This window comes from Enterococcus sp. DIV1090 (assembly GCF_050537975.1).
GTDB classification, from domain to species: Bacteria; Bacillota; Bacilli; order Lactobacillales; family Enterococcaceae; genus Enterococcus; species Enterococcus faecalis.
The window spans coordinates 2,098,884-2,121,220 of the sequence record NZ_CP172917.1 but is presented as its reverse complement, the minus strand read 5'-3'; the positions used below and the strand labels follow the sequence as shown (position 1 = coordinate 2,121,220).

19 protein-coding genes and 1 other annotated feature are annotated in these 22,337 nt (G+C 36.8%); of the genes, 15 read left to right on the top strand and 4 right to left on the bottom strand.

The features are described from left to right. Positions 1 to 9: 9 nt before the first annotated feature. From IGL48_RS10225 to IGL48_RS10160, 14 genes are all read left to right on the top strand, one after another. Positions 10 to 4,530: a bacterial Ig-like domain-containing protein gene (locus IGL48_RS10225; protein WP_202518456.1), complete on the top strand. Its 4,521-nt coding sequence runs from the start codon at positions 10 to 12 to the stop codon at positions 4,528 to 4,530. Positions 4,531 to 4,728: 198 nt separating this feature from the next. Further along, positions 4,729 to 5,430 carry a bacterial Ig-like domain-containing protein gene (locus IGL48_RS10220; RefSeq protein WP_002356634.1) on the top strand — a complete coding sequence of 234 codons (702 nt, stop codon included), beginning with the start codon at positions 4,729 to 4,731 and terminating at the stop codon, positions 5,428 to 5,430. Further along, positions 5,431 to 6,867, top strand: coding sequence for a helix-turn-helix domain-containing protein (locus IGL48_RS10215; RefSeq protein ID WP_002356635.1), 1,437 nt, complete (start codon positions 5,431 to 5,433; stop codon positions 6,865 to 6,867). Between the two features lie 243 nt (positions 6,868 to 7,110). Further along, a complete protein-coding gene (locus tag IGL48_RS10210; protein WP_002356636.1) occupies positions 7,111 to 8,298 on the top strand; it encodes an FtsW/RodA/SpoVE family cell cycle protein in 1,188 nt (395 codons plus the stop codon). 24 nt (positions 8,299 to 8,322) lie between these two features. Further along, positions 8,323 to 8,682 carry an arsenate reductase family protein gene (locus IGL48_RS10205; RefSeq protein ID WP_048949445.1) on the top strand — a complete coding sequence of 120 codons (360 nt, stop codon included), beginning with the start codon at positions 8,323 to 8,325 and terminating at the stop codon, positions 8,680 to 8,682. A 5-nt stretch (positions 8,683 to 8,687) separates the two neighbouring features. Next, complete coding sequence (locus IGL48_RS10200) at positions 8,688 to 9,002, top strand: glycine cleavage system protein H (RefSeq protein ID WP_011109554.1); 315 nt, start codon at positions 8,688 to 8,690, stop codon at positions 9,000 to 9,002. A 53-nt stretch (positions 9,003 to 9,055) separates the two neighbouring features. After that, positions 9,056 to 9,303 (top strand) — a binding site (T-box leader). Positions 9,304 to 9,416: 113 nt separating this feature from the next. Beyond that, a complete protein-coding gene (locus IGL48_RS10195) occupies positions 9,417 to 10,454 on the top strand; it encodes a methionine ABC transporter ATP-binding protein (RefSeq protein WP_002364465.1) in 1,038 nt (345 codons plus the stop codon). Next, positions 10,447 to 11,133 (top strand): methionine ABC transporter permease, encoded by a 687-nt coding sequence (locus IGL48_RS10190; protein ID WP_002356640.1) that lies wholly within the window; start codon positions 10,447 to 10,449, stop codon positions 11,131 to 11,133. Before IGL48_RS10195 ends, IGL48_RS10190 begins: the two co-directional genes overlap by 8 nt. A 14-nt stretch (positions 11,134 to 11,147) precedes the next feature. Beyond that, positions 11,148 to 11,966 carry a MetQ/NlpA family ABC transporter substrate-binding protein gene (locus IGL48_RS10185; protein ID WP_010712702.1) on the top strand — a complete coding sequence of 273 codons (819 nt, stop codon included), beginning with the start codon at positions 11,148 to 11,150 and terminating at the stop codon, positions 11,964 to 11,966. A 347-nt stretch (positions 11,967 to 12,313) separates the two neighbouring features. Beyond that, positions 12,314 to 13,129 (top strand): isoprenyl transferase, encoded by an 816-nt coding sequence (locus IGL48_RS10180; protein WP_002362225.1) that lies wholly within the window; start codon positions 12,314 to 12,316, stop codon positions 13,127 to 13,129. Then, complete coding sequence (locus IGL48_RS10175; RefSeq protein ID WP_002376658.1) at positions 13,126 to 13,926, top strand: phosphatidate cytidylyltransferase; 801 nt, start codon at positions 13,126 to 13,128, stop codon at positions 13,924 to 13,926. Before IGL48_RS10180 ends, IGL48_RS10175 begins: the two co-directional genes overlap by 4 nt. 763 nt (positions 13,927 to 14,689) lie before the next feature. After that, on the top strand, positions 14,690 to 15,340 hold the full coding sequence (locus IGL48_RS10170) for a diphthine--ammonia ligase (RefSeq protein ID WP_002372215.1): 651 nt from the start codon (positions 14,690 to 14,692) through the stop codon (positions 15,338 to 15,340). Positions 15,341 to 15,427: 87 nt separating this feature from the next. Continuing rightward, positions 15,428 to 15,655, top strand: a complete 228-nt coding sequence (locus IGL48_RS10165; protein ID WP_002384191.1) for a hypothetical protein — start codon at positions 15,428 to 15,430, stop codon at positions 15,653 to 15,655. 147 nt (positions 15,656 to 15,802) lie between these two features. Next, the gene (locus IGL48_RS10160; RefSeq protein WP_002390007.1) at positions 15,803 to 16,534 is read left to right on the top strand and encodes an HAD family hydrolase; all 732 of its coding nucleotides are present in this window, start codon (positions 15,803 to 15,805) and stop codon (positions 16,532 to 16,534) included. Between the two features lie 23 nt (positions 16,535 to 16,557). Here the strand turns inward: IGL48_RS10160 and IGL48_RS10155 are convergent, their stop codons facing one another. The 4 genes from IGL48_RS10155 to IGL48_RS10140 all read right to left on the bottom strand — a co-directional run bounded on the left by IGL48_RS10155 (position 16,558) and on the right by IGL48_RS10140 (position 20,050). After that, a complete protein-coding gene (locus tag IGL48_RS10155) occupies positions 16,558 to 16,785 on the bottom strand; it encodes an SHOCT domain-containing protein (RefSeq protein WP_002385743.1) in 228 nt (75 codons plus the stop codon). Further along, positions 16,763 to 17,572: a TPM domain-containing protein gene (locus tag IGL48_RS10150; protein ID WP_282852669.1), complete on the bottom strand. Its 810-nt coding sequence runs from the start codon at positions 17,570 to 17,572 to the stop codon at positions 16,763 to 16,765. Before IGL48_RS10150 ends, IGL48_RS10155 begins: the two co-directional genes overlap by 23 nt. After that, a complete protein-coding gene (locus tag IGL48_RS10145) occupies positions 17,569 to 18,714 on the bottom strand; it encodes a TFIIB-type zinc ribbon-containing protein (protein WP_430601643.1) in 1,146 nt (381 codons plus the stop codon). Before IGL48_RS10145 ends, IGL48_RS10150 begins: the two co-directional genes overlap by 4 nt. A 103-nt stretch (positions 18,715 to 18,817) precedes the next feature. Further along, positions 18,818 to 20,050 carry an SPFH domain-containing protein gene (locus tag IGL48_RS10140; protein WP_002356656.1) on the bottom strand — a complete coding sequence of 411 codons (1,233 nt, stop codon included), beginning with the start codon at positions 20,048 to 20,050 and terminating at the stop codon, positions 18,818 to 18,820. Between the two features lie 207 nt (positions 20,051 to 20,257). Here IGL48_RS10140 and IGL48_RS10135 point away from each other — a divergent pair, with 207 nt between their 5' ends. Then, entirely contained in the window at positions 20,258 to 22,300 is a 2,043-nt protein-coding gene (locus IGL48_RS10135) for a penicillin-binding transpeptidase domain-containing protein (RefSeq protein WP_002384198.1), read from the top strand. Positions 22,301 to 22,337: the final 37 nt, after the last annotated feature.

Sequence of the window (22,337 nt, the reverse complement as noted above, 5' to 3'; positions counted from 1 at the left end):
GGGATTAGTATGAAGAAAAAAACTTTTTCTTTTGTGATGTTGAGTATACTTCTCGCACAAAATTTCGGGTTTGCCGTAAATGCCTATGCTGTAACAACGACAGAAGCACAAACAGAGACCACTGATACAGCAAAAAAAGAGGCAGAGTTATCGAACTCAACACCATCTTTACCTTTAGCAACAACGACTACTTCAGAAATGAATCAACCAACTGCAACAACTGAATCGCAAACCACAGAGGCGAGCACAACAGCTTCCAGTGATGCTGCTACACCATCTGAACAACAAACAACGGAGGACAAGGACACCTCACTTAATGAAAAAGCCCTACCAGATGTTCAAGCGCCAATTACAGATGAACTACTTGACAGTATGAGTCTTGCGCCGATTGGTGGAACAGAATACAGCCAAACAGAGGTTCACCGCGAATTAAATACAACACCGGTAACCGCTACGTTCCAATTTGCTGTTGGAAACACAGGTTATGCACCTGGATCAGTTTATACAGTTCAATTACCAGAACATTTAGGTTATTCAACTGTTAGCGGAGATGTGACGGGCATTGGCGCAACTTGGGCAGTCGATGCGGCGACCAAAACATTAAGTATTACGTTTAATCAGCGAGTTTCGGATACCTCCTTTAAAGTAGAACTAAAAAGTTATCTAACAACAGATTCGGAACCATTAATCAAAATTGAAACTCCAGGAAAAAATAAAAAAACCTACTCGTTTGATTTATATGAACAAGTGGAACCAATTCAATATAACGAACGAACCAGAACGACGGGGTTAGATGGCGAAATTTTTTATAATTTAGACCGGACGTTAACTGGCAATCAAACATTAGAATTATTAACAACAGAGACGCCAGGCGCTGTCTTTGGAAAACAAGATAACTTGGAACCTCAAGTTTTCAGTTACGATGTCGACATTAATGGTCAAATTTTACCAGAAACGCAAACCCTGTTAACACCTGGCAAAGATTATACATTAAGCGATAATTCACTCGGGCGGATTGCTGTAACTGTTCCAAACATGAATCAACAAAAAGCCTATTCTTTATCGATTAATCGAACAATTTATTTAGAGAGTGCTTCGGACTATAACTACTTATATTCGCAGCAGTATCCAACAACAAAAATTGGGTCAATTTCTTTGAAAAGTACGACAGGAACTAAACAAACAACCGATTTTACTGCTAAGACGAGTCAAACAAGTAAAGTAATTGCTGATCGTGAAATGCGTAGTATGTCCTATATCAGTTTTCAAAGCAAAGGGAAATATTATGTAACAATTTATGGCACGTTAACAGAAACAAAAGTGGGTCAACAAATCGTATTAGAGAGTACCAACGGTCAAGAAATTAAGAATCCTAAATTTACGGCGTATGGTCCTTTATATGAAAATGTAAAATTGGAAGACTATTTTGATATTAAAACTGAAGGTGGCAAGCTTACCTTAACGGCCACAAAAGATAGCTATTTAAGAATAAATATTTCTGACTTAACAATGGATTTTGACAAGAAAGATATCAATCTATCATTAAGTACACCTGTAATTGGTCCCAATAAAGCCATTCAATTAGTATCTGATCAATATATTGAACCAATTAGTGTTGTTAATCCTTTGAATGCTGAAACTGCTTGGGGTAATTATGATCAAAATGGTGCCTATTCATCAAGAACAACTGTCTCAGTTATGGGAAGCAAAGAGACACCGATTCAAAATTTAGAAATTAAAGTAAAGCATCCTAACTATCTTTCATTACGAGCTACAAAAGAAATTTATTTTTATTACAAGTTAGGAACGGATTATACAGTAACGCCAACGTCAGATGGCTCAGTTATTAAGTTCACTACGCCAATAACCAATGAAATCCAAATTCCAATAGGTTTTAATTATGTGCCAGATAGTTTGCCAAAAGATAAAAGTATCCCAGTCGATACGATACCGATAACAATGAGTGCTGAAGGTTTAACTCCAGTTGATACGACAGTAACTACTAATAGTAAGCGTGGTTCTGAACGAACACTTCAAAGTAGTAAAAATCAATTCCTTGTCAATGCACGAAATGATTCTTTTGACTCACTAAGCGTCCGTACAAAAATTCCAGCTGGCGCCGATGTTCTTTTTGACATTTATGATGTTTCAAACGATCAGGTAGATTCAATTTATCCACAATACTGGGACCGCGGTCAATACTTTGATAAACCAATGACACCAAACAGCCCTGGATATCCAACGATTACTTTTGACGAAAATACCAATAGTTACACGTTTGATTTTGGAAAAACCAACAAACGTTACATTATTGAGTATAAAAACGCCAATGGCTGGATCGACGTGCCAACTCTTTATATAACAGGGACAGCTAAAGAACCACAATCGAATAATAATGAAATGTCTGCTTCGGTTTCTGTTCAAAATGAAGCGTTAGACATTTTGAGTGCAACACAAGCGGCGAATCCAACATTAAAAAATGTAACAAAAACAACAGTAACAACAAAAAATATTGATAATAAAACACATCGTGTGAAAAATCCAACGATTGAATTAACACCAAAAGGCACAACCAATGCTCAAATCGATTTGAATTCTATTACCGTGAAAGGCGTGCCAGAAGATGCTTATTCATTAGAGAAGACTACAAACGGTGCGAAAGTCATTTTTAAAGACTATACATTGACAGAAAACATTACGATTGAATACAATACTGTCTCTGCAAACGCTGGCCAAATCTATACAGAAACAACAATCGACTCTGAAACATTGGACCAGATGTCTGCTAACAAGAAAAAAGTCACCACTGCACCAATCACATTGAAATTCTCAGAAGGCGATGCGGAAGGTATTGTTTATTTAGCAACTGCCACATTCTATACGCATAACATAGAGGATGAAAACCAAGCAATTGCGAAGGTTTCTTTTGAACTAATTGATAATGTCACGCATACAGCAACCGAATTTACAACAGATGAAAAAGGTCAATACTTCTTTGATGCCATCATGACAGGTGATTATACTTTGCGAGTAACGAATGTACCGCAGGAATATTCCGTGGATGAAGAGTATTTGACAGGAAAAGCCATTAAGCTGGTCAAAGGAGACAACCAACTAAAAATTCCATTAACTAAAACAATTGATCACAGTCGTTTACAAGTCAAAGATTCAACGATTTATGTCGGCGATAAATGGAAACCAGAAGATAATTTCGTTTCAGCAACAGACAAAACAGGCCAAGACGTTCCGTTTGAAAAAATCACTGTTTCAGGTCAAGTTGATACTAGCAAAGCAGGCGTTTATCCAATCGTTTACAGTTACGAAGGTAAAGAAGAAACAGCCCATGTGACCGTCAAACCCGACCAATCTAAGTTAGAGGTCAAAGATACAACGATTTATGTTGGTGATTCGTGGAAACCAGAAGATAATTTCGTTTCAGCGACAGACAAAACAGGTCAAGACGTTCCGTTTGAAAAAATTGATGTTCAGGGAACAGTGAATGTTGATAAAATAGGCGATTATGAAATTGTCTATAAAAATGGCACAAAAGAAGCGAAAGCAATCGTTCATGTCCGTGATGACAGTCAGTTAGAGGTCAAAGATACAACAATTTATGTGGGTGATAAATGGGAAGCAGAAGATAACTTCGTTTCCGCGACAGACAAAACAGGTCAAGACGTTCCGTTTGAAAAAATTGATGTTCAGGGAACAGTGAATGTTGATAAAATAGGCGATTATGAAATTGTCTATAAAAATGGCACAAAAGAAGCGAAAGCAATCGTTCATGTCCGTGATGATAGTCGTTTACAAGTCAAGGATACAACGATTTATGTCGGCGATTCATGGAAACCAGAAGAGAACTTTGTTTCAGCAACAGATAAAACTGGTCAAGACGTTCCCTTCGAAAAAATCACTGTTTCAGGTCAAGTTGATAACACCAAAGCGGGCATTTACCCAATCATTTACAGTTACGAAGGTAAAGAAGAAACAGCTAATGTGACTGTCAAACCCGACCAATCTAAGTTAGAGGTCAAAGATTCAACGATTTATGTTGGTGATTCGTGGAAACCAGAAGATAATTTCGTTTCAGCGACAGATCGTGACGGTCATGCTATATCCTTTGATAAGGTTCAAGTAAAAGGGGAAGTTGATACAAAGAAAACAGGAGAGTACCAGATTTCCTATACCACTGAGCCAGTTAATGAAACCAAACCAGCTGTGCAGTCACGACTTTTCTCAATGTTTTCAAACGAAACACCTCGTCAATTGACGACAGTAGCAACTGTTCATGTGATTGATCGTAATCCTACACCACTACCAGATAAAAATGAGAACAACCAGACTAGTTCCTCAACGAATCAAACCACGATAAAAAGTAGTCAGTATGTCACACATATTGTGAAACCTGACAAGCAAGGACGTTATCCCAAAACGGGAGAACAAACTAATGGTCTATATCGTGTGCTAGGACTTGTTGTGTTACTTATTGTGATTATTAGTGGTATAGTCATCAAGAAGAAACGAAAATAATTAAATGAGCGTGGGGCAAAAGTTTAAAGTAACTTTTGTTCCACGCTTAAAAGATGAATAAGTGCATGAATGAGGGTAGCTGTTTCCTTGGAAAATAGGAAGTTTTACAAGTGACTTTTATTTTAAGAACACCTATTAGCAGGTTTTTCTGTTAAGATAGTTATTTTTATGAAATAGTTTGGAGGAATAATAAACGAGATGAACCAGCGAACTATTTATTATGGTAGTATCGGCACAGCCTTATTTCTTTCTTCAGGAATGTTGATTGCTTCAGTGAATAGCTATGCAAACGAAGCGACAACGCCAGGCAAATACACCGTGACTTATGAAGTGGATGGCAAAATTGAAACAGCAACCATTACGGTCAAAGAAAATCAAACGGAACTTAAATTAAAAGACACGTTTTTAGGAGTTAATCAAGCATGGTCACCATTAGACAATGTCGTTTTTCTAAAAGATAAAGAGGGTCGCCCTTTAAATTTAGAAAATGTAATTATAGAAAATAATGTAAATACTCAAAAAGTAGGCCTTTATTTTGTAACCTTCCGTTACGAGTCATACCTTTCTATTGCGAAGGTGTATGTCAACCCTACTAATTTTGCTGCAGAGGGGAATATGCTTGCAGAGCTTCCTTATAGTCAAGCAATGATTGGCCCAGAAAGACCAATTATTGCCTCGAGACAGGACAAGGAGCAACAAACAAAACAGGAGAAAAAGAAAAATAAAATTGAACAGGAACGAGTAAATAAAAAGGTGCTGTTAAATGATGAGTTGTTGAAAAAAATAGATACGATAGCCCCAGTGGAAATTACTGGAGGAGCGGCAAGTGGGTCCTCTCAATTTGGCACCACTTTAAGCTTCCTGTCAGGCTCACTTTTGTATGGAACAAGGAGAGTTTAAATGGAATTCTTGTTATTAGATGATCGGGAAAATTTAAAATTAGCGATTATTAGAAAGTTAGAGCAACAATATTCATTTTCTGAACGAAAAGATCGTTTATGTAAGCAATTAGCTATTTCTCCTTATTTGCTAGAACGGAACATAACAGAAATCAATGCAGATTTGCAACGCTTTGGTCTGATTAATGAGATGGAAATCAGTGAAAAAAATAATGAAATTTTGTTATCTCAAAGCCTTCGTATTTCTTCAAGTATTATTGAAGAATATTATTTAAAAGACTCGTTAGAATTTAATCTATTAAAAACGATTTTCTTTCATCAGTTTACCTCAATCAAAAAATACGGTGAAAAGCACGGGATGAGTCGAACGGTTGTATACAAAATTGTTGACCATATCCGGAAAGAATTAGGTCAATACGGTATTAAGTTATCCAAAAATTTACAACTTAGCGGCAATGAAATGGCGATTAGACAATATTTTACTATGCTTTATTACCGAATTTACAAAGATTCTGAAGAATTATATAATCAAACAGATCTTCGCGCAGTGAACCAATTATTGGCTCAATTGAAAGGCTCTTATGAAAATATCACTAATTTTCATTTATTTAAACATTATGTATTGGTGGCGTTAGAACGAACGCAGAGAAAAGCTAATTATTTTTTATCCCAAGAAGAAAATCCATTCGCTTTTGATGAAGAAAGTTCGATTTATCAAGAAATTCAAAGTTGGATCAACGAAGTGATGAAGGCGACTCATGCAGAGAAAAACGCAGAAATTCAAGGAATTATCGGCAATTTATCGGTCTATCAAAGTGAACTTATTTCGGAACATTTGCTGAGTTCTCACAATGAGGCAATTACGGCTACGAAAACATTATTCTTTTCTTATATGCCGTTTACAATTTCGGACGAAGAATTTTATCAAGAAATTGTTCCGATTATTTATCAACATCGTTTTATTACGCCGTTCATCGATATCACCTTACGAATTATGGATTTAGAATTTTTTCAGGAACGCTACCCAATTGTTTTTAATAGCTGTCGTCAGTTTTTATTTGCGTTGGATTGCTCGGCGTTTGAGTTTAGTAAGCTTTCTTTATTTTTTGATTTGCTATTAGTGTTATCCCGTCTTTATGACCAAAGGAATGAAAAAAGCACGATCAATCTTTATGTGAATTTTACGCAAGGAGAAAAATATACTCAGTTTATCAAAGAACAAATCAAAATATTCGAATCTTTCAGCATTCACTTTCATTCAGCGATTCGACCAGATACTGATTTAGTAGTTTCGGATTATTTACCAAAAACGTTATTTTCAGTAAAATGTTTAATTTGGTTAGCGCCCCCGCGAGCCAGTGACTGGCAAAATTTTGGCAACGAAATTGTCCGAATTAATAAAGAGCTACAACAAACGAAACAAAGAAAAAGCGAATAAAAACAGTCGCAACGTGTTTTAGTTGCGACTGTTTTTTGGTACTGAATGTTTATAGTAAACTTTCTCATTATCACTGATGTGAAAAATTTTAAATAAAAGCCAAATAGGATTGAAGAAAAAGAAAAAATTGATAGTGAAGGACCAATTCTCTAAAGTTTTTCTCAAATATAGTAGAATTCCTTTCTTTTCTTCTGTGAGAAAGATATAATAAAAAACGTATGAACAAAGGAAAAGGGATGACGAATGAATAGAAAAGAGAAAACAAATTTAGATAGTCGAATTGATTACGGCGTGATATTACCAGTTTTTCTTTTATCACTAATTGGTATGCTATCGCTTTACGTAGCGCTTTACAATGATCCAAGCAAACCTAAAATTGGTAGCTTGTTAATGAAACAAGGACTGTGGTATTTAGTCGGAGGATTAAGTATTGTCATTATTATGCATTTTAGCTCAAAATTACTCTGGCGGTTAACGCCCGTTTTTTATGCACTTGGATTAGTATTAATGGGATTACTACTGAAATTCTATGATCCCGTGCTAGCAGAGCAAACAGGTTCTAAAAACTGGATTCGCTTTGGTGGCACCACATTCCAACCATCGGAATTGATGAAGATTGCGTTTATTTTGATGCTGGCCTATATAGTGACCATGCATAATGTTAAATATGTGGACCGAACACTCAAAAGCGACTTTTGGCTAATCGCTAAAATGCTATTAGTCGCGATTCCGGTAATTGTTTTAGTCCTTTTACAAAAAGACTTCGGGACGATGTTAGTTTTCTTAGCCATTTTTGGGGGAGTTTTCTTAATGTCTGGCATTACTTGGAAAATTATTGTGCCAGTTTTTATTTTAGCTGCTCTAGTCGGAGCTGGAACTATTTACTTGATTACAACAGAAACAGGTAGAGATTTATTGTCTAAGTTAGGGGTCGAAGCCTATAAATTTGATCGGATTGATTTATGGCTAAATCCTTTCCATACAGATCCAGATCGCTCATTCCAACCAGCGCTAGCATTAACAGCAATTGGTTCTGGGGGCCTTTTCGGAAAAGGCTTTAACGTGAGTGATGTGTATGTCCCTGTTCGTGAGTCAGATATGATTTTTACAGTTGTTGGTGAAAACTTTGGCTTTATTGGTGGCTGTTTCATTATTTTGTTGTATTTTATTTTAATCTACCGCATGATTCGCGTTTGTTTTGATACAAATAATGAATTCTATGCCTACATTGCCACAGGAATTATCATGATGATTTTGTTCCATGTTTTTGAAAACATTGGAGCGAATATTGGTTTACTACCATTAACTGGGATTCCATTACCGTTTATTAGTCAAGGTGGTTCTTCCATTTTAGGTAACATGATTGGGGTGGGCTTAATTATGTCCATGCGTTACCAACAAGAAACGGTTCGTACCAGAAGTGGTCGTTAAAGAAAGAAGAAAGAAGGGGTAGAAATGTACACACTTTATGAATATCCTAAATGCTCAACTTGTAAAAAAGCGAAAGCGTGGTTAGACCAACAAGGCGTTAAATACCAAGCAATTGATATTAAAGCAACACCGCCTAGTAGTGAACAACTAGCAAAATGGATGAAAGAAACCGGCTTGCCTGTTCGTCGTTTTTTTAACACAAGTGGGGTTTTATATAGAGAACAAGGCTTAAAAGATCTTGTTGACAGTTTTTCTATTGAAGAAGCAAGTCAGCGTTTAGCTGCGGATGGCATGTTGATTAAGCGTCCAATTCTCTTAAAAGACAATACATTTCTAACGAATGGTTTTAAAGAAACAGATTACGAAGGAGTGCTTGGAAAATGAGTGAAATGAAACAAATCGATCAATTATGGATCTTACCAACAGAAGCAGGTTATAAAATTGGTTTAACCGCCGAAGCCCAAGAGGATTTAGGGAAGATTACTTTTGCAACGTTTCCAAAAGTCGGACAAACATTAGCTAAAGGTGACTCTTTAATTGAATTAGAAGCAGAAAAAGCAGTCAGTGAATTCAGTAGTCCATTATCTGGTAAGGTAGTCGCGATTAATGAAGCGGCTGATCAAGAGCCAAGTGCGTTAGATGAAGAAAATGCCTGGATTGCTGTTTTAGCAGATGTTGAACCAACAGAATTTGAAAATCTTTAGTCTTACGTTGACAAGGCCAATGTTTATTGCTATAATTTTCTCAATCTAATCAAAAGAAAGCTTTGAAAAGAAGAGTACATGTTAAGGACGTTTGAAGAGAGCCCTGTTTGCTGAGAATGGGTAACAGATTTAAGATGGAAGATGGTCTTTGAGCAGAGTAAGTGAGCGAAGCAGTGAACTTACTACGGGGCGCCCGTTACAGCCAACGGTATGCGAAGAATCAAGTACCGTATGAGGTTATTATTGAGAAATAATAGCGAATTAAGGTGGTATCACGAAATGACAAACTTTCGTCCTTTTTGCTGTAATAGCAAAAGGATGGAAGTTTTTTTGTTTTTATTAAGCAAATTCGTTTCATAAAAAGTGCGAAACCTTCAAAATAAGAAAGTAGAACAGAAAGAAGAGGAGAACAAAATGGCATTAATTGAATTACGTCATGTAAAAAAAGAGTTTTCCGGTAAAGCGGGTAAAGTCACAGCTTTAAAAGATATTGATTTAACGGTTGAATCAGGTGATATTTATGGCATTATTGGCTATTCAGGTGCAGGAAAAAGTACGTTGGTTCGCCTATTGAATGGGCTTGAAACACCTACAGAAGGTGAAGTAGAAATTCAAGGACAAGATATTGCATTGTTGCCAAATAAAGAACTACGAAACTTCCGTAAAAAAATTGGGATGATCTTTCAACATTTTAATTTATTATGGTCACGGACGGTCCTAGAAAATATCATGCTCCCATTGGAAATTGCTGGTGTTCCAAAACAAAATCGGAAAAGCCGCGCAGAAGAGTTAATTAAGTTGGTTGGTTTAGAAGGACGGGAAAATGCCTACCCAAGTCAACTCTCTGGTGGGCAAAAGCAACGAGTGGGGATTGCCCGTGCCTTAGCTAACAATCCTGACATTTTGCTTTGTGATGAAGCAACGAGTGCTTTGGATCCGCAGACAACCGATGAAGTGCTAGAATTACTACTAAAAATCAACCAAGAATTAAATTTAACGGTTGTATTAATTACCCACGAAATGCACGTGATTCGTAAAATTTGTAATCGCGTAGCCGTGATGGAATATGGTGAAATTGTTGAAGAAGGTAAAGTAATCGATATTTTCAAAAAGCCTCAAACAGAAATTGCGAAACGCTTTATCCAACAAGAAGCGGATAAAAACATTGAAGAAACGGAACTGGTTGTCGAAGAAATGTTGGAACAATATCCGAATGGAAAAATTGTTCGCCTACTTTTCCACGGCGAACAAGCGAAATTGCCAATTATCTCGCATATTGTCCAAGAATATCAAGTAGAAGTCAGTATTATTCAAGGGAACATTCAGCAAACAAAGCAGGGTGCAGTGGGTTCTCTTTATATTCAATTATTAGGCGAAGAGCAAAATATTCTAGCAGCCATTGAAGGATTACGTAAACTTCGTGTAGAAACAGAGGTGATTGGAAATGAATAATCGTGGCTTAGCAAGTTTCTTTGATTTTTCGCAAATTGATATAAGTAAACTACAAGAAAAAACGATTGAAACACTCTATATGACAGGGATTTCAATCATAGTGGTCGCCATTTTAGGGCTGATTTTAGGACTACTGCTTTTTGAAACGTCAGGCAGAAAAGGAATTTTGAGCCGATTACTGTATTGGCTAGTGGCCATTTTTGTAAATATTTTCCGTTCGATTCCGTTTATTATCTTAATCGTTTTGTTAATTCCTTTTACAAAAATTATTTTAGGGAGTATGTCTGGTGTCAAAGGCTCCTTACCAGCATTGATTATTTCCGCAGCACCTTTTTATGCTCGCATGGTCGAAATTGCTTTTCGTGAAGTCGATAAAGGCGTGATTGAAGCAGCCAAAGCAATGGGGGCCAATCGTTTCCAAATAATTTGGAAAGTGCTATTACCAGAAAGTCTGCCAGCGCTTGTTTCTGGCTTAACCGTTACAACCATTTCTTTAGTGGGCTACACTGCAATGGCAGCTGCTATTGGAGCGGGTGGTTTAGGAAGTTTGGCGTATCAAGATGGCTTCCAACGTGGTCAAAATACAGTTACCTTAGTAGCAACGATTTGTATCTTAATTATTGTCTTTGCGATTCAATGGCTTGGGGATACAGTCGCTAAAAAAATAGATAAACGATAAATGGAGGGAATAAGATGAAAAAACGTACATTATGGTCAGTAATTACTGTAGCAATAGCTATCTTAATTTTAGGGGCGTGCGGCAATAAAAAGAGTGATGACTCGGTCTTGAAAGTTGGGGCTTCGCCAGTTCCACATGCAGAGATTTTAGAACATGTAAAACCTTTATTAGAAAAAGAAGGTGTAAAACTAGAAGTGACGACTTATACAGATTACGTGCTACCTAACAAGGCGTTGGAAAGTGGCGATATCGATGCCAACTATTTCCAACATGTGCCGTTCTTTAATGAAGCGGTTAAAGAAAATGATTATGACTTTGCGAATGCAGGTGCGATTCATTTAGAACCAGTTGGGCTTTACTCGAAAAAATACAAATCGTTACAAGAAATTCCTGATGGTTCAACGATTTACGTTAGCTCTTCCGTTTCAGATTGGCCACGCGTATTAACTATCTTAGAAGATGCTGGTTTAATCACGCTGAAAGAAGGGGTAGACCGGACAACTGCTACTTTCGATGATATTGATAAAAATACTAAAAAGTTGAAATTCAATCATGAAAGTGATCCAGCAATCATGACCACTCTTTATGACAATGAAGAAGGGGCTGCGGTTTTAATTAACTCAAACTTTGCCGTGGATCAAGGATTAAATCCGAAAAAAGATGCGATTGCCTTAGAAAAAGAAAGTTCACCTTATGCCAATATTATTGCGGTTCGTAAAGAAGACGAAAACAATGAAAATGTAAAAAAATTAGTCAAAGTGTTACGTAGCAAAGAAGTCCAAGATTGGATTACGAAAAAATGGAACGGTGCCATTGTTCCAGTCAATGAATAAAAAGAAAATGACAATAGAATAAAAACTTGAGGTCGGGACAGGCGTGTTAAGCTTCAAGAAATAAGAAGAAAGTTCTGAAAGATGCTTTTTGTCTCTCAAGGACGTTCAGCTTATTTCCGAAGAAGCTGCTCCTGTCCCGTTGTTTATTTAAAATTTTAGGGCTAGACAGATACATCATGTTGATTTACCTGCCAAGTCTAAGTTTTTTTCTTTTAAAAAAGGACCATAAATGATAAAGTTACAAGGAATTTCTTAATTATCAGGAAAATTCAGGGACTATGCATAGGCATTTGCATTAGTTATTGTTATAATAATTAAGATAGATTTTTTGGAATGGAGGGAAAAAGATGTTACGTTTTTTTCCGCAAAAAAATAAATATGTAGAAGAAGCAAGCCAATACGCCTTTGATAAAGAAGGCCAAATTCCTCAGCACATTGCCATTATTATGGACGGAAATGGCCGGTGGGCACAGAATCGAAGACTGCCGAGAATTGCTGGACATAAAGAAGGCATGGATACGGTCAAAAAAATAACGAAGCATGCTAGTCATTTAGGCGTTAAAGTTTTAACACTTTATGCATTTTCAACGGAAAATTGGAAGAGACCAACAGATGAAGTCAATTTCTTAATGCAATTGCCTGTTGATTTTTTTGATACATTCGTGCCTGAATTAATTAAGGAAAATGTTAAAGTCAATGTAATGGGCTACCAAGAGTTTCTACCAAGCCATACGCAAGATGCTGTTAAGCGGGCCATTGAGCAAACCAAGGACAATACGGGCATGGTTTTGAACTTTGCTTTAAATTATGGGGCGCGTGCGGAGCTACTAACTGCCATGAAACAGATTGCTGCAGAGGTTTCAGAAAAAGCATATACGGCAGATGAGATTACAGAAGAAACGATCGCAGATCACTTAATGACTGGCTTTTTACCCACGGAACTTCGCGATCCAGAATTGTTGATTCGAACAAGTGGGGAAGAGAGAATTAGTAATTTCTTGCTATGGCAAATTGCTTATAGCGAGTTGTTTTTTACAAAAGCATTATGGCCTGATTTTTCAGGGGACACTTTAGAAACCGCGATTGCTTCTTTCCAAAATCGTAATCGTCGTTTTGGAGGTCTAAAAGAAACTACAGAAACAGAAGGGAGCGATCCGCAGTGAGACAACGTGTCATCACAGCTATCGTCGCATTAATCATCTTTATTCCAATTATCTGGTATGGTGGTTTTGCAATTGAGATTGCCGCTGTTGCTTTGGCAGTAGTCGGCGTGTACGAGTTATTCCGTATGAAAGGGTTAACGTTATTAAGTTTTGAAGGTGTTTTATCAGCATTAGGGGCCGTTTTTTTAGTTATCCCAACAATTAAATGGTTAAACTTTTTGCCGGAAATGCAAACAAATTTCATTTTATTTTATGTCACTGTAATGTTGTTGTTAGGTGCTTCGGTGATTTCTAAAAATACATATACGATTGAAGAAGCTGGCTTTCCAGTTATTGTCAGTTTATATGTAGGGATGGGGTTCCAGAACTTTATTAGTGCCCGTTCCGCAGGTTTTGAAGTCTTGTTATTTGCTTTATTCATTGTCTGGGCAACGGATATTGGTGCATATCTATTTGGACGCCGATTTGGTCGTCATAAATTGATGCCAGATGTTTCACCCAACAAGACAATAGAAGGTGCACTTGGTGGTATTTTATCAGCCGTCGTTGTAGCAGCGTTGTTTTTAGTTTTCACAGCTAATAAAGGGCTATTTCCTTATCCGATGTCGGTGATGCTCGTATTGACGGTTCTATTTTCTATAGTAGGGCAATTCGGTGATTTGGTTGAATCTTCTATCAAACGTCATTATGGCGTGAAAGACTCTGGTAACATCTTGCCAGGACATGGCGGTATTTTAGATCGTTTTGATAGTTTATTATTTGTTTTCCCAATTATGCACTTATGTGGATTATTTTAAATTGATTAACAAAATTTAAAAAAGTATCGTCAAATAAGCAAAAATCCAGAAGAGTCTCTCTTCTGGATTTTTGCTGTTTGTTGAGATAATGCGTGAAACACCGACAGGGTATGTTTGAGATAAGTTTAATTTTAAACATGCGGTGGTTTTACTCTTTAATTGACAATAGCCTTCTCTTTAAAGAGAAGGCTATCTAACGAATCAATATTATTATTTTAAAGTTGGATCAGACTATTTCTAGTATTCAAGTATTTTTCATTTAAGCGATGTATTCCCTGCCTCTAATACATCCTTGTGTCTCTCTAGACACGCCAGTTTTGAATAAAATCATCAAAACAATTGAATGGTTCGTTTAAAAATATTTTTCGTGTTCTAATTATTATAACATAAAACTCGTCAACTGACCACTAGCTGACGAGTTCATAATTTTTCCAGATAAATAGACAGCCGTTTTCCGCCGACTGTCTAAGATTAAGATAGATTTGTAAAGAAGTGAATAAATGCTTCCTACCCTCTCTTTATAACATGAGGAAAAGAAAACTGCAAAAGATAGCTGTGTTTTTTGAAAAAAAGATCAGCTGGTTTCCGCCAGCTGATCATCCGTTGAAAAGAGATATAAAGAAGTGAATAAAGCTTGCTTTACCTCTATTTTATACCATGTTTTGATTTAAATAACTATTCAGTATTAGTTATACTTAAATAATAAATATGTATACGGATGTATTGTTTTGAGGTATAGTCATAGAGAAAAGAGGGAACGTTTATGAAAAAATTTTGTTTAAGTTATAGCTCTGGTAAAGATTGTTTATTGGCGATGGATCGATTGGTACAAGCAGGAAATCAGCCAGTTGCGTTAGTGACAACATTAAGTGATGAAATTAATCGTTCTTGGTTTCACGGGATACCAATCTCCGTCTTAGAAGCAGCGGCCGAAGCGTTAGATTTACCACTTGTTATATCACATAACAATGAAACAAATTACACAGAAAAAGTGGTTGAGGCACTGCAGGAAACCAAAAAATTAGGTGCAGAAACGGTTTGTTTTGGCGATATAGATATTGAACAAAATGGTGCTTGGGATCGCCAAGTTGCATTAAGTGCTGGGCTTGAGCCACAATTACCTCTTTGGCAGGAAAATCGCGAAGCACTTGTGAAAGAATTCTTGGCAAAAGGGTACACAGCAATTATCAAAACGGTCAGCAAAGAGGCAGGTATTCCAATAAAATTTTTAGGAGAACCGTTAAATGAAACATTTATCACGTACCTTAAAGAGCATCAATTAGATATTTGCGGAGAAAACGGGGAGTACCATACGTTGGTAATTGACGGCCCGCTATTTAAAAAGAGGCTCAATTATTATACTTCAGGAATTTATGAAAGTCCTTATGCTTATTCCTTGATTATTGATGCTTAAATGAAAGTAAAAGGACACAAGCTGCCACTTTTTCTAGGGATATGCTATAATTAACTTAAAAAAAGTAGAGAAAGTGAGTGGTTAATTATGGAAGAAACTGTCTTTTTTAATTTAGGAAATGCCCTTGCTTCAAAAAGAGATCAAAAAAAATTAATTAAAGAAGCCCAAATTGCGAAAGATACTCGAAAGATTCCAGGAAAACTGATTATCGTTGAAGATGAAGAAAATGGTACCCATATTTTATTTGAATTAGCTGATCAAACAGAACCGTCTGCTGAAACAAAAGAATTCAAAGTGAAAAAAGTAATCGATTAATATAAAAGCAACGAATTTAGAAAAATTCGTTGCTTTTTTATATTTTTTTACACAAATGATACAAAAAGAATATCAAAATCAAATAAATGATTAGTATACTTGAAGAAACAAATAGGAAGCAAAGCAAACGTTTTGAGGTGTTCTTTCATGGAAAATCGAGGAATTTTATTTGATAAAGATGGTACGTGTATTCGTTTTGACACTCTTTGGCAAGCAGGTTTGCAAGCTTGTTTTGAAACACTAAGTATGTTAGCCCCTCATCATTCAGCAGAAATAAAAAAGATATTAGCTATTCAGGAGCAACGTTTTTTGCAAAAACATTTACTTGATGAAGTCCTTTATCAGGAACTTTATCAGGAATTGGCGCAATTTGAGGAATTAGTCGAACAGGGAATCAGCAGTCGATGGCTGGAGCAATTTTTTTATGATTATTTACGAAAAAATCTGAAAAAGATTGAACCAATTGGTGATTTAAAACAGTTATTTCTTGAGCTAAAACGGAAGAACTATAAAATTGGATTAGCAACTTCAGATACTTTGCCAGCGACTATGTTGATTATGGAATATCTTGGTTTAACAGAAATGTTTGATTTTATTGCGACAGGAGATCGTTACTTACCGAAACCAGATGCGGACATGCTCCAAGCCTTTTGTCAGTCATGTCAATTGAAGGCGACAGAAGTAATTATGGTAGGTGATTCGCTCGTGGATGTTTTCATGGGAACGTGTCATGGCAAAGCAGGAATTGGTGTTTTAACCGGCAACTGCCAGTCAACTGATTTTGAAAAGTTTGAAGTAGCTTATTTTCGTGATATCCATGAAATACCTTATCAAGAATTATGGGAAAATACCAAGAAGAAAAAAATCCTGAAAAGATGACGAGTCTTTTCAGGATTTTTTTATTAATCTAATTGAAGCAATTGCCGTTTCTTTTGTTGAAATTCTTCTTCTGTTAGAACTCCTTCATCAACTAACATTTTTAAATTTCTTAACTCAGCCATTACGTCTTCAATAGTGCTAGATGAGTTTTTTTGTGAATCAGATAGTTTTGGTTCAATCGGTTGGTTTTTATCACTCTTTATAGGAGTTGGTATTTCTGCGAAAAATCTAAAAACTTCGACCGCCGCCACCGAATGTGCCGCCGCCAGTTGAGTGGGTGGTGCTACCACCACCGCCCATTCCGCCACTGCCGCCATTGTTTTTAGGAATACGACGCGTAGTGATGAAAGAGTTGGTTAACTGATCTGTGCGGGAGGTTAAGTTTAAAGTTGTTTTTTCCCTAAAGGGATATTGATAACTTGAAAATTTTAATTGATATTTAGAAATATTAATGCCTAAGAAGACCAAACTGAGTATCAGCGCAGCAGCAAAAGCAATTACCATTTCCAGCGGGGTAATGACTTTATAACGAGTGATTTTACCTGTTTCGCTGTCCACACGATAGTGACCCCCAGGAACCCCTTTGTCAACAAATGCTTGAGTTTCCTGAACAAAGGTTTGAGCAGCCGCAAAATAATTTCCTTGACTCATCCCATCCATTACTTTATCTAAGGTATTATCAATTCGTGCATCCGTCATATAATCAATCATGTTTCCAGAAGTAGAGATGTAGACTTTCCGTAAGTCCATATCAATGAGAAAAAGAATCGCATTTTGATCCTTGCCAACTTTATTTAAAAGATAATGATCTGCATATTCTTGTTCATCGCCATAGGTATTATTATTTGTGGTCACAATAAAGGCAGAGGCTTTTGTTTTTTCTTCCAAAGGTTGTATCTCTTGCTTTAGTTGGTTTATTTGATCAGGTGTCAGTAATTGTGCGTCATCATCAATTGAATTTTCAGCCGCCGAAACGGGTAGGGCAAGGCCAAAGGTAAGAAGTATTAGGAAAAAAATAGGTAAAAGTCGTTTTTTCATAGGAAATAACCTCCTAATAAAAAGAGTGCTAAGAGTCCAGCGAAAATGCCTAACGTTGCTAGCCCTAAACGAGTGTAACTAATTGGAAGTACACCGCTTACTTTACCTGTTTGTCCATTCATGGCATAATAATAAACTTTTTTTGATTGTTCCTGACTGCGATAGGTGACTAACCAAATTGGCAAAAGCATATAGTGATTATTTTCTTGATTTAGAGAAATATCCGTGCGAACATTTGTCAACGTAGTATAACCAGAAGCAGAGTCCCGTAACAATGATTCCGAATAATCTTGTAATTCTTGTTGGACGTGTTTTTTGATTGCTTCATATTCAATATCGCGTTTTTCTGCTTGAAAACCTGCTAGGTATTGGCTTTTGAAAGGCACCGCTTGATCAATTAAAAATGGTTGAACGCCTTCCACCATTTTTTGTTGGACGTTTTTTGACAAGGCATTTTTAACTAATTCTTTAAACGATAATTTTCCTGAACGTCCCACATTGAAACGTTTTGTTTCGGTGTATTCAATATCACCTACGCGCCAAATGCGAATACTTGTGCCAATAGCTTGCAGTTGTCCGTCGACTTCTGCATCAACGACCCAATAGGGGAAGTAAACCCCAGTTAATTTATCGATTTGATTTTTGCTGAAAAAATCTCGAGGAATGAACCATTTTTTCTTGGTCCAAGCGAGAAATTTTTCAATCGCTTCGTCTTTTTCAATTGTAAAGGGTAAGACGTTTTCTGGTAAAAATTCGCCACTTAATCGACCAGCCAAGACAACTGGATTATGGCAATAATAACAGTATGTGGCTGCTGTTGTTGCATCGGTGACAATTTGAGCGCCACAGCTTGGACAATTAAAAATTTCCATTGTGCCTGCATCGGCAGTTGTTTCATTCTCAGTGGTCTCTGTTTGTTGCGTGGCGGAGGATTCTTCTTCCGCTGTGAAAGTCAAATTTTCCTCGGCAGTCGTTGTTGAGGGATTCTCTAAATGCGCCTCATGTTGCTGTTGCTCATAACGAGTCACTTCTTCTTCCGTGTAAATATTTAAACAATATTCACAATGAAATTTTTGATCTTTGGGATTAAATAAGAGCGGGCCGCCACAGTTGGGGCATTTATGGGTAAATGTTGTTTCCATTGCAACCGTCCTTTCTAATAGAGTGAGTAAATAACAGGAATCTGATTCAAAGAAAAAGGGTAGACTTGTGCCTGACCCTTTTCTTTAATTGTTCACTACTTGCTTATAAAGGAACCCCTTGGAATGGTTTACCACAATGTGGACAGAACTTAGGAATACCATTACTTAAGTCAACAATTTCGCTACATTCACTACATTTCATTTCTAATTTTGGTTTTTCGTTTGTTGGTTTTGGTGTACCACAGTTTGAACAAAACTTCCCAGTGTTTTCAGTCCCACATTGTGGGCAAGTCCAAGTGTCTGTAGCCCCTTGTGCATTTTGCTGGTTTTGTTTTTCTTGCATTTGTTGTTGGTTTGTTTGAGACGCTTGCGCAAAGTAGTTGCCATTCGCATTCATGCCCATACCAACGCCCATAAAGCCGCTCATAGCGCCACCTTCATTTTTACCAGCAGCCTCCATACCACGAGCCAAGGAACCTTGAACATAGCCTTCGCGAACACCTGGATCGCTGAGCATAGCACCTTCATTTCGCATGTTGATTAATTTAGTTGAATCATCTGTATAAGAAATGCTCGCAACTGCTACAGAAACAATTTCCATACCGCGATTGGTGCGCCAATCCTCATCAAGCGCAGTTTGCATATATTTGCTTAATTCAACACTTTTTGAGGGAACATAAGAAATACGTTGCCCATCAGCAGACATTTGATTGATTGCTGCTTGCAATGCTGTAATGAACTCCGCCAAATATTGTTCATTAATATCATTAATATCTACTTGCGTTTGGTTTTTAGGAATCGCATTAGTATAAAATAGTAAAGGATCTGTAATTTTAATTGAGTAATTTCCGTGTGCACGTAAGAAAAGTTCGGCATTATAAAAATTATCAAAATAGTTTAATGGCGCAGGTGTTCCAAATTTAATGCCTTTAATTTCTTGCAAATTAATATAAAAAACTTGTTGTTTTTGTGGAGTTACGCCACCAAATTTGAAACGACTGAAGGTCTCTGCAATCGCATCTTTTAAAGAACCGTTAAACATTGAAGGCGCAGAATCATTTTTGACTGTATAATAGCCTTCTTCAGCAGTGTAATCGATGATTTTGCCACCATCGACAAGAAGCATCATCATGTTGGGATAGACATGTACAACAGAACCATCTGTTAAAACATCGTCCGTTCCTTTACGATTAGAACCACGTTTATCATCTTTACGCACAAAAACACCTTTTGTCATGACGGTTGTGTCCCCCATATTATCAGGTTCAATAACCTCTAGCCATTGATCGGCCAAGCCACCGCCAACTGAACTTGTTGCTGCTTTAATAAGTCCCATGTTCATTCCTCCTAATAAAAAACTAATTGTTAAAGCTAGTATACCACACAATGAATGCAGAGAAATCCAACGAAAGCCTGATGAAATGGAAAAAATTGATCAAACTTTATTAAGAAATTAAAAAAAGTATAGGTGAAACACAAGCATTTTAAAAAAAGTTACGTATAATAGAAGAAAAGACATATTATATAGTTAGGGGATTATTGAATGGAACGAAGCAATCGTAATAAAAAATCTTCAAAAAAACCACTTATTCTTGGTGTTTCTGCCTTGGTTCTAATCGCTGCTGCCGGTGGCGGGTATTATGCTTATAGTCAATGGCAAGCCAAACAAGAATTAGCCGAAGCGAAGAAAACAGCTACTACATTTTTAAACGTATTGTCAAAACAGGAATTTGATAAGTTACCGTCCGTTGTTCAAGAAGCTAGCTTAAAGAAAAATGGCTATGATACTAAATCTGTTGTTGAAAAATACCAAGCAATTTATTCAGGGATTCAAGCTGAAGGAGTCAAAGCTAGTGATGTTCAAGTCAAAAAGGCGAAAGACAATCAATACACATTTACCTATAAATTATCGATGAGCACTCCTTTAGGCGAAATGAAAGATTTGTCTTATCAATCAAGTATCGCCAAAAAAGGCGATACCTACCAAATCGCTTGGAAGCCGTCTTTAATTTTTCCAGATATGTCAGGAAATGATAAAATTTCGATTCAAGTAGATAATGCCAAACGTGGAGAAATTGTCGATCGTAATGGTAGTGGGCTAGCAATTAACAAAGTGTTTGACGAAGTGGGCGTAGTGCCTGGCAAACTTGGTTCTGGCGCAGAAAAAACAGCCAATATCAAAGCTTTTAGTGATAAGTTCGGCGTTTCTGTTGATGAAATCAATCAAAAGTTAAGCCAAGGATGGGTCCAAGCAGACTCCTTTGTACCAATCACAGTCGCTTCTGAACCAGTGACAGAATTACCAACAGGGGCTGCGACAAAAGATACAGAGTCACGTTATTATCCGCTGGGGGAAGCAGCTGCGCAATTAATCGGGTATACGGGCACCATTACTGCAGAAGATATTGAAAAAAATCCAGAGTTAAGTAGTACGGGCGTAATTGGTAAAACTGGCTTAGAACGAGCGTTTGATAAAGAATTAAGAGGGCAAGATGGTGGCTCACTAGTTATTTTAGATGACAAAGAGAATGTCAAAAAAGCTTTACAAACCAAAGAGAAAAAAGATGGTCAAACGATTAAATTAACGATTGACAGTGGCGTACAACAACAAGCCTTCGCTATATTTGACAAACGTCCTGGTAGTGCGGTCATTACCGATCCTCAAAAAGGCGATTTATTAGCAACGGTTAGTTCACCTTCGTATGATCCTAATAAAATGGCCAATGGCATTTCTCAAAAAGAATATGATGCTTACAATAACAACAAAGATTTACCATTCACAGCACGTTTTGCGACAGGCTATGCACCAGGCTCTACCTTTAAAACAATTACCGGTGCCATTGGTTTAGATGCAGGGACATTGAAGCCAGATGAAGAGCTAGAAATTAATGGTTTGAAATGGCAAAAAGATAAATCTTGGGGCGGCTATTTTGCGACACGTGTAAAAGAAGCAAGTCCAGTCAATCTGCGTACCGCTTTAGTTAATTCAGATAATATTTATTTTGCCCAACAAACATTACGTATGGGGGAAGACAAATTTAGAGCTGGTCTTAATAAATTCATTTTCGGTGAGGAACTAGATTTACCAATTGCCATGACGTCTGCTCAAATTTCAAATGAAGATAAATTTAATTCTGAAATTCTTTTAGCAGATACGGGCTACGGTCAAGGCCAATTGTTAATTTCGCCAATCCAGCAAGCTACCATGTATAGTGTTTTCCAAAATAATGGAACATTAGTCTATCCAAAATTAGTTTTAGACAAAGAAACAAAGAAAAAAGACAATGTAATCAGCGCAAACGCAGCGAATACAATTGCCACAGATCTTTTAGGTAGTGTGGAAGATCCTTCAGGTTATGTTTATAATATGTACAATCCGAACTTCTCATTGGCTGCTAAAACAGGAACAGCTGAAATAAAAGATAAACAAGATACAGATGGCAAAGAAAACAGTTTCCTTCTAACGTTAGATCGTAGTAACAATAAATTCTTAACAATGATTATGGTTGAAAATTCAGGAGAAAATGGTTCTGCAACAGATATCAGTAAACCATTAATTGATTACTTAGAAGCAACCATTAAATAAAAAGAGAAAATGAACGAAACGAGGTTTCTGTAAAAAG

Bases quoted from the DNA above. Each gene is read 5' to 3' on its own strand.
- IGL48_RS10180 (WP_002362225.1), top strand. From the start codon at position 12,314: ATGTTACGTTTTTTTCCGCAAAAAAATAAATATGTAGAAGAAGCAAGC.
- IGL48_RS10135 (WP_002384198.1), top strand. From the start codon at position 20,258: ATGGAACGAAGCAATCGTAATAAAAAATCTTCAAAAAAACCACTTATT.
- IGL48_RS10200 (WP_011109554.1), top strand. From the start codon at position 8,688: ATGAAACAAATCGATCAATTATGGATCTTACCAACAGAAGCAGGTTAT.
- IGL48_RS10220 (WP_002356634.1), top strand. From the start codon at position 4,729: ATGAACCAGCGAACTATTTATTATGGTAGTATCGGCACAGCCTTATTT.
- IGL48_RS10205 (WP_048949445.1), top strand. From the start codon at position 8,323: ATGTACACACTTTATGAATATCCTAAATGCTCAACTTGTAAAAAAGCG.
- IGL48_RS10185 (WP_010712702.1), top strand. From the start codon at position 11,148: ATGAAAAAACGTACATTATGGTCAGTAATTACTGTAGCAATAGCTATC.
- IGL48_RS10140 (WP_002356656.1), bottom strand. From the start codon at position 20,050: ATGGGACTTATTAAAGCAGCAACAAGTTCAGTTGGCGGTGGCTTGGCC.
- IGL48_RS10165 (WP_002384191.1), top strand. From the start codon at position 15,428: ATGGAAGAAACTGTCTTTTTTAATTTAGGAAATGCCCTTGCTTCAAAA.
- IGL48_RS10160 (WP_002390007.1), top strand. From the start codon at position 15,803: ATGGAAAATCGAGGAATTTTATTTGATAAAGATGGTACGTGTATTCGT.
- IGL48_RS10150 (WP_282852669.1), bottom strand. From the start codon at position 17,572: ATGAAAAAACGACTTTTACCTATTTTTTTCCTAATACTTCTTACCTTT.
- IGL48_RS10170 (WP_002372215.1), top strand. From the start codon at position 14,690: ATGAAAAAATTTTGTTTAAGTTATAGCTCTGGTAAAGATTGTTTATTG.
- IGL48_RS10225 (WP_202518456.1), top strand. From the start codon at position 10: ATGAAGAAAAAAACTTTTTCTTTTGTGATGTTGAGTATACTTCTCGCA.
- IGL48_RS10195 (WP_002364465.1), top strand. From the start codon at position 9,417: ATGGCATTAATTGAATTACGTCATGTAAAAAAAGAGTTTTCCGGTAAA.
- IGL48_RS10210 (WP_002356636.1), top strand. From the start codon at position 7,111: ATGAATAGAAAAGAGAAAACAAATTTAGATAGTCGAATTGATTACGGC.
- IGL48_RS10190 (WP_002356640.1), top strand. From the start codon at position 10,447: ATGAATAATCGTGGCTTAGCAAGTTTCTTTGATTTTTCGCAAATTGAT.
- IGL48_RS10215 (WP_002356635.1), top strand. From the start codon at position 5,431: ATGGAATTCTTGTTATTAGATGATCGGGAAAATTTAAAATTAGCGATT.
- IGL48_RS10145 (WP_430601643.1), bottom strand. From the start codon at position 18,714: ATGGAAACAACATTTACCCATAAATGCCCCAACTGTGGCGGCCCGCTC.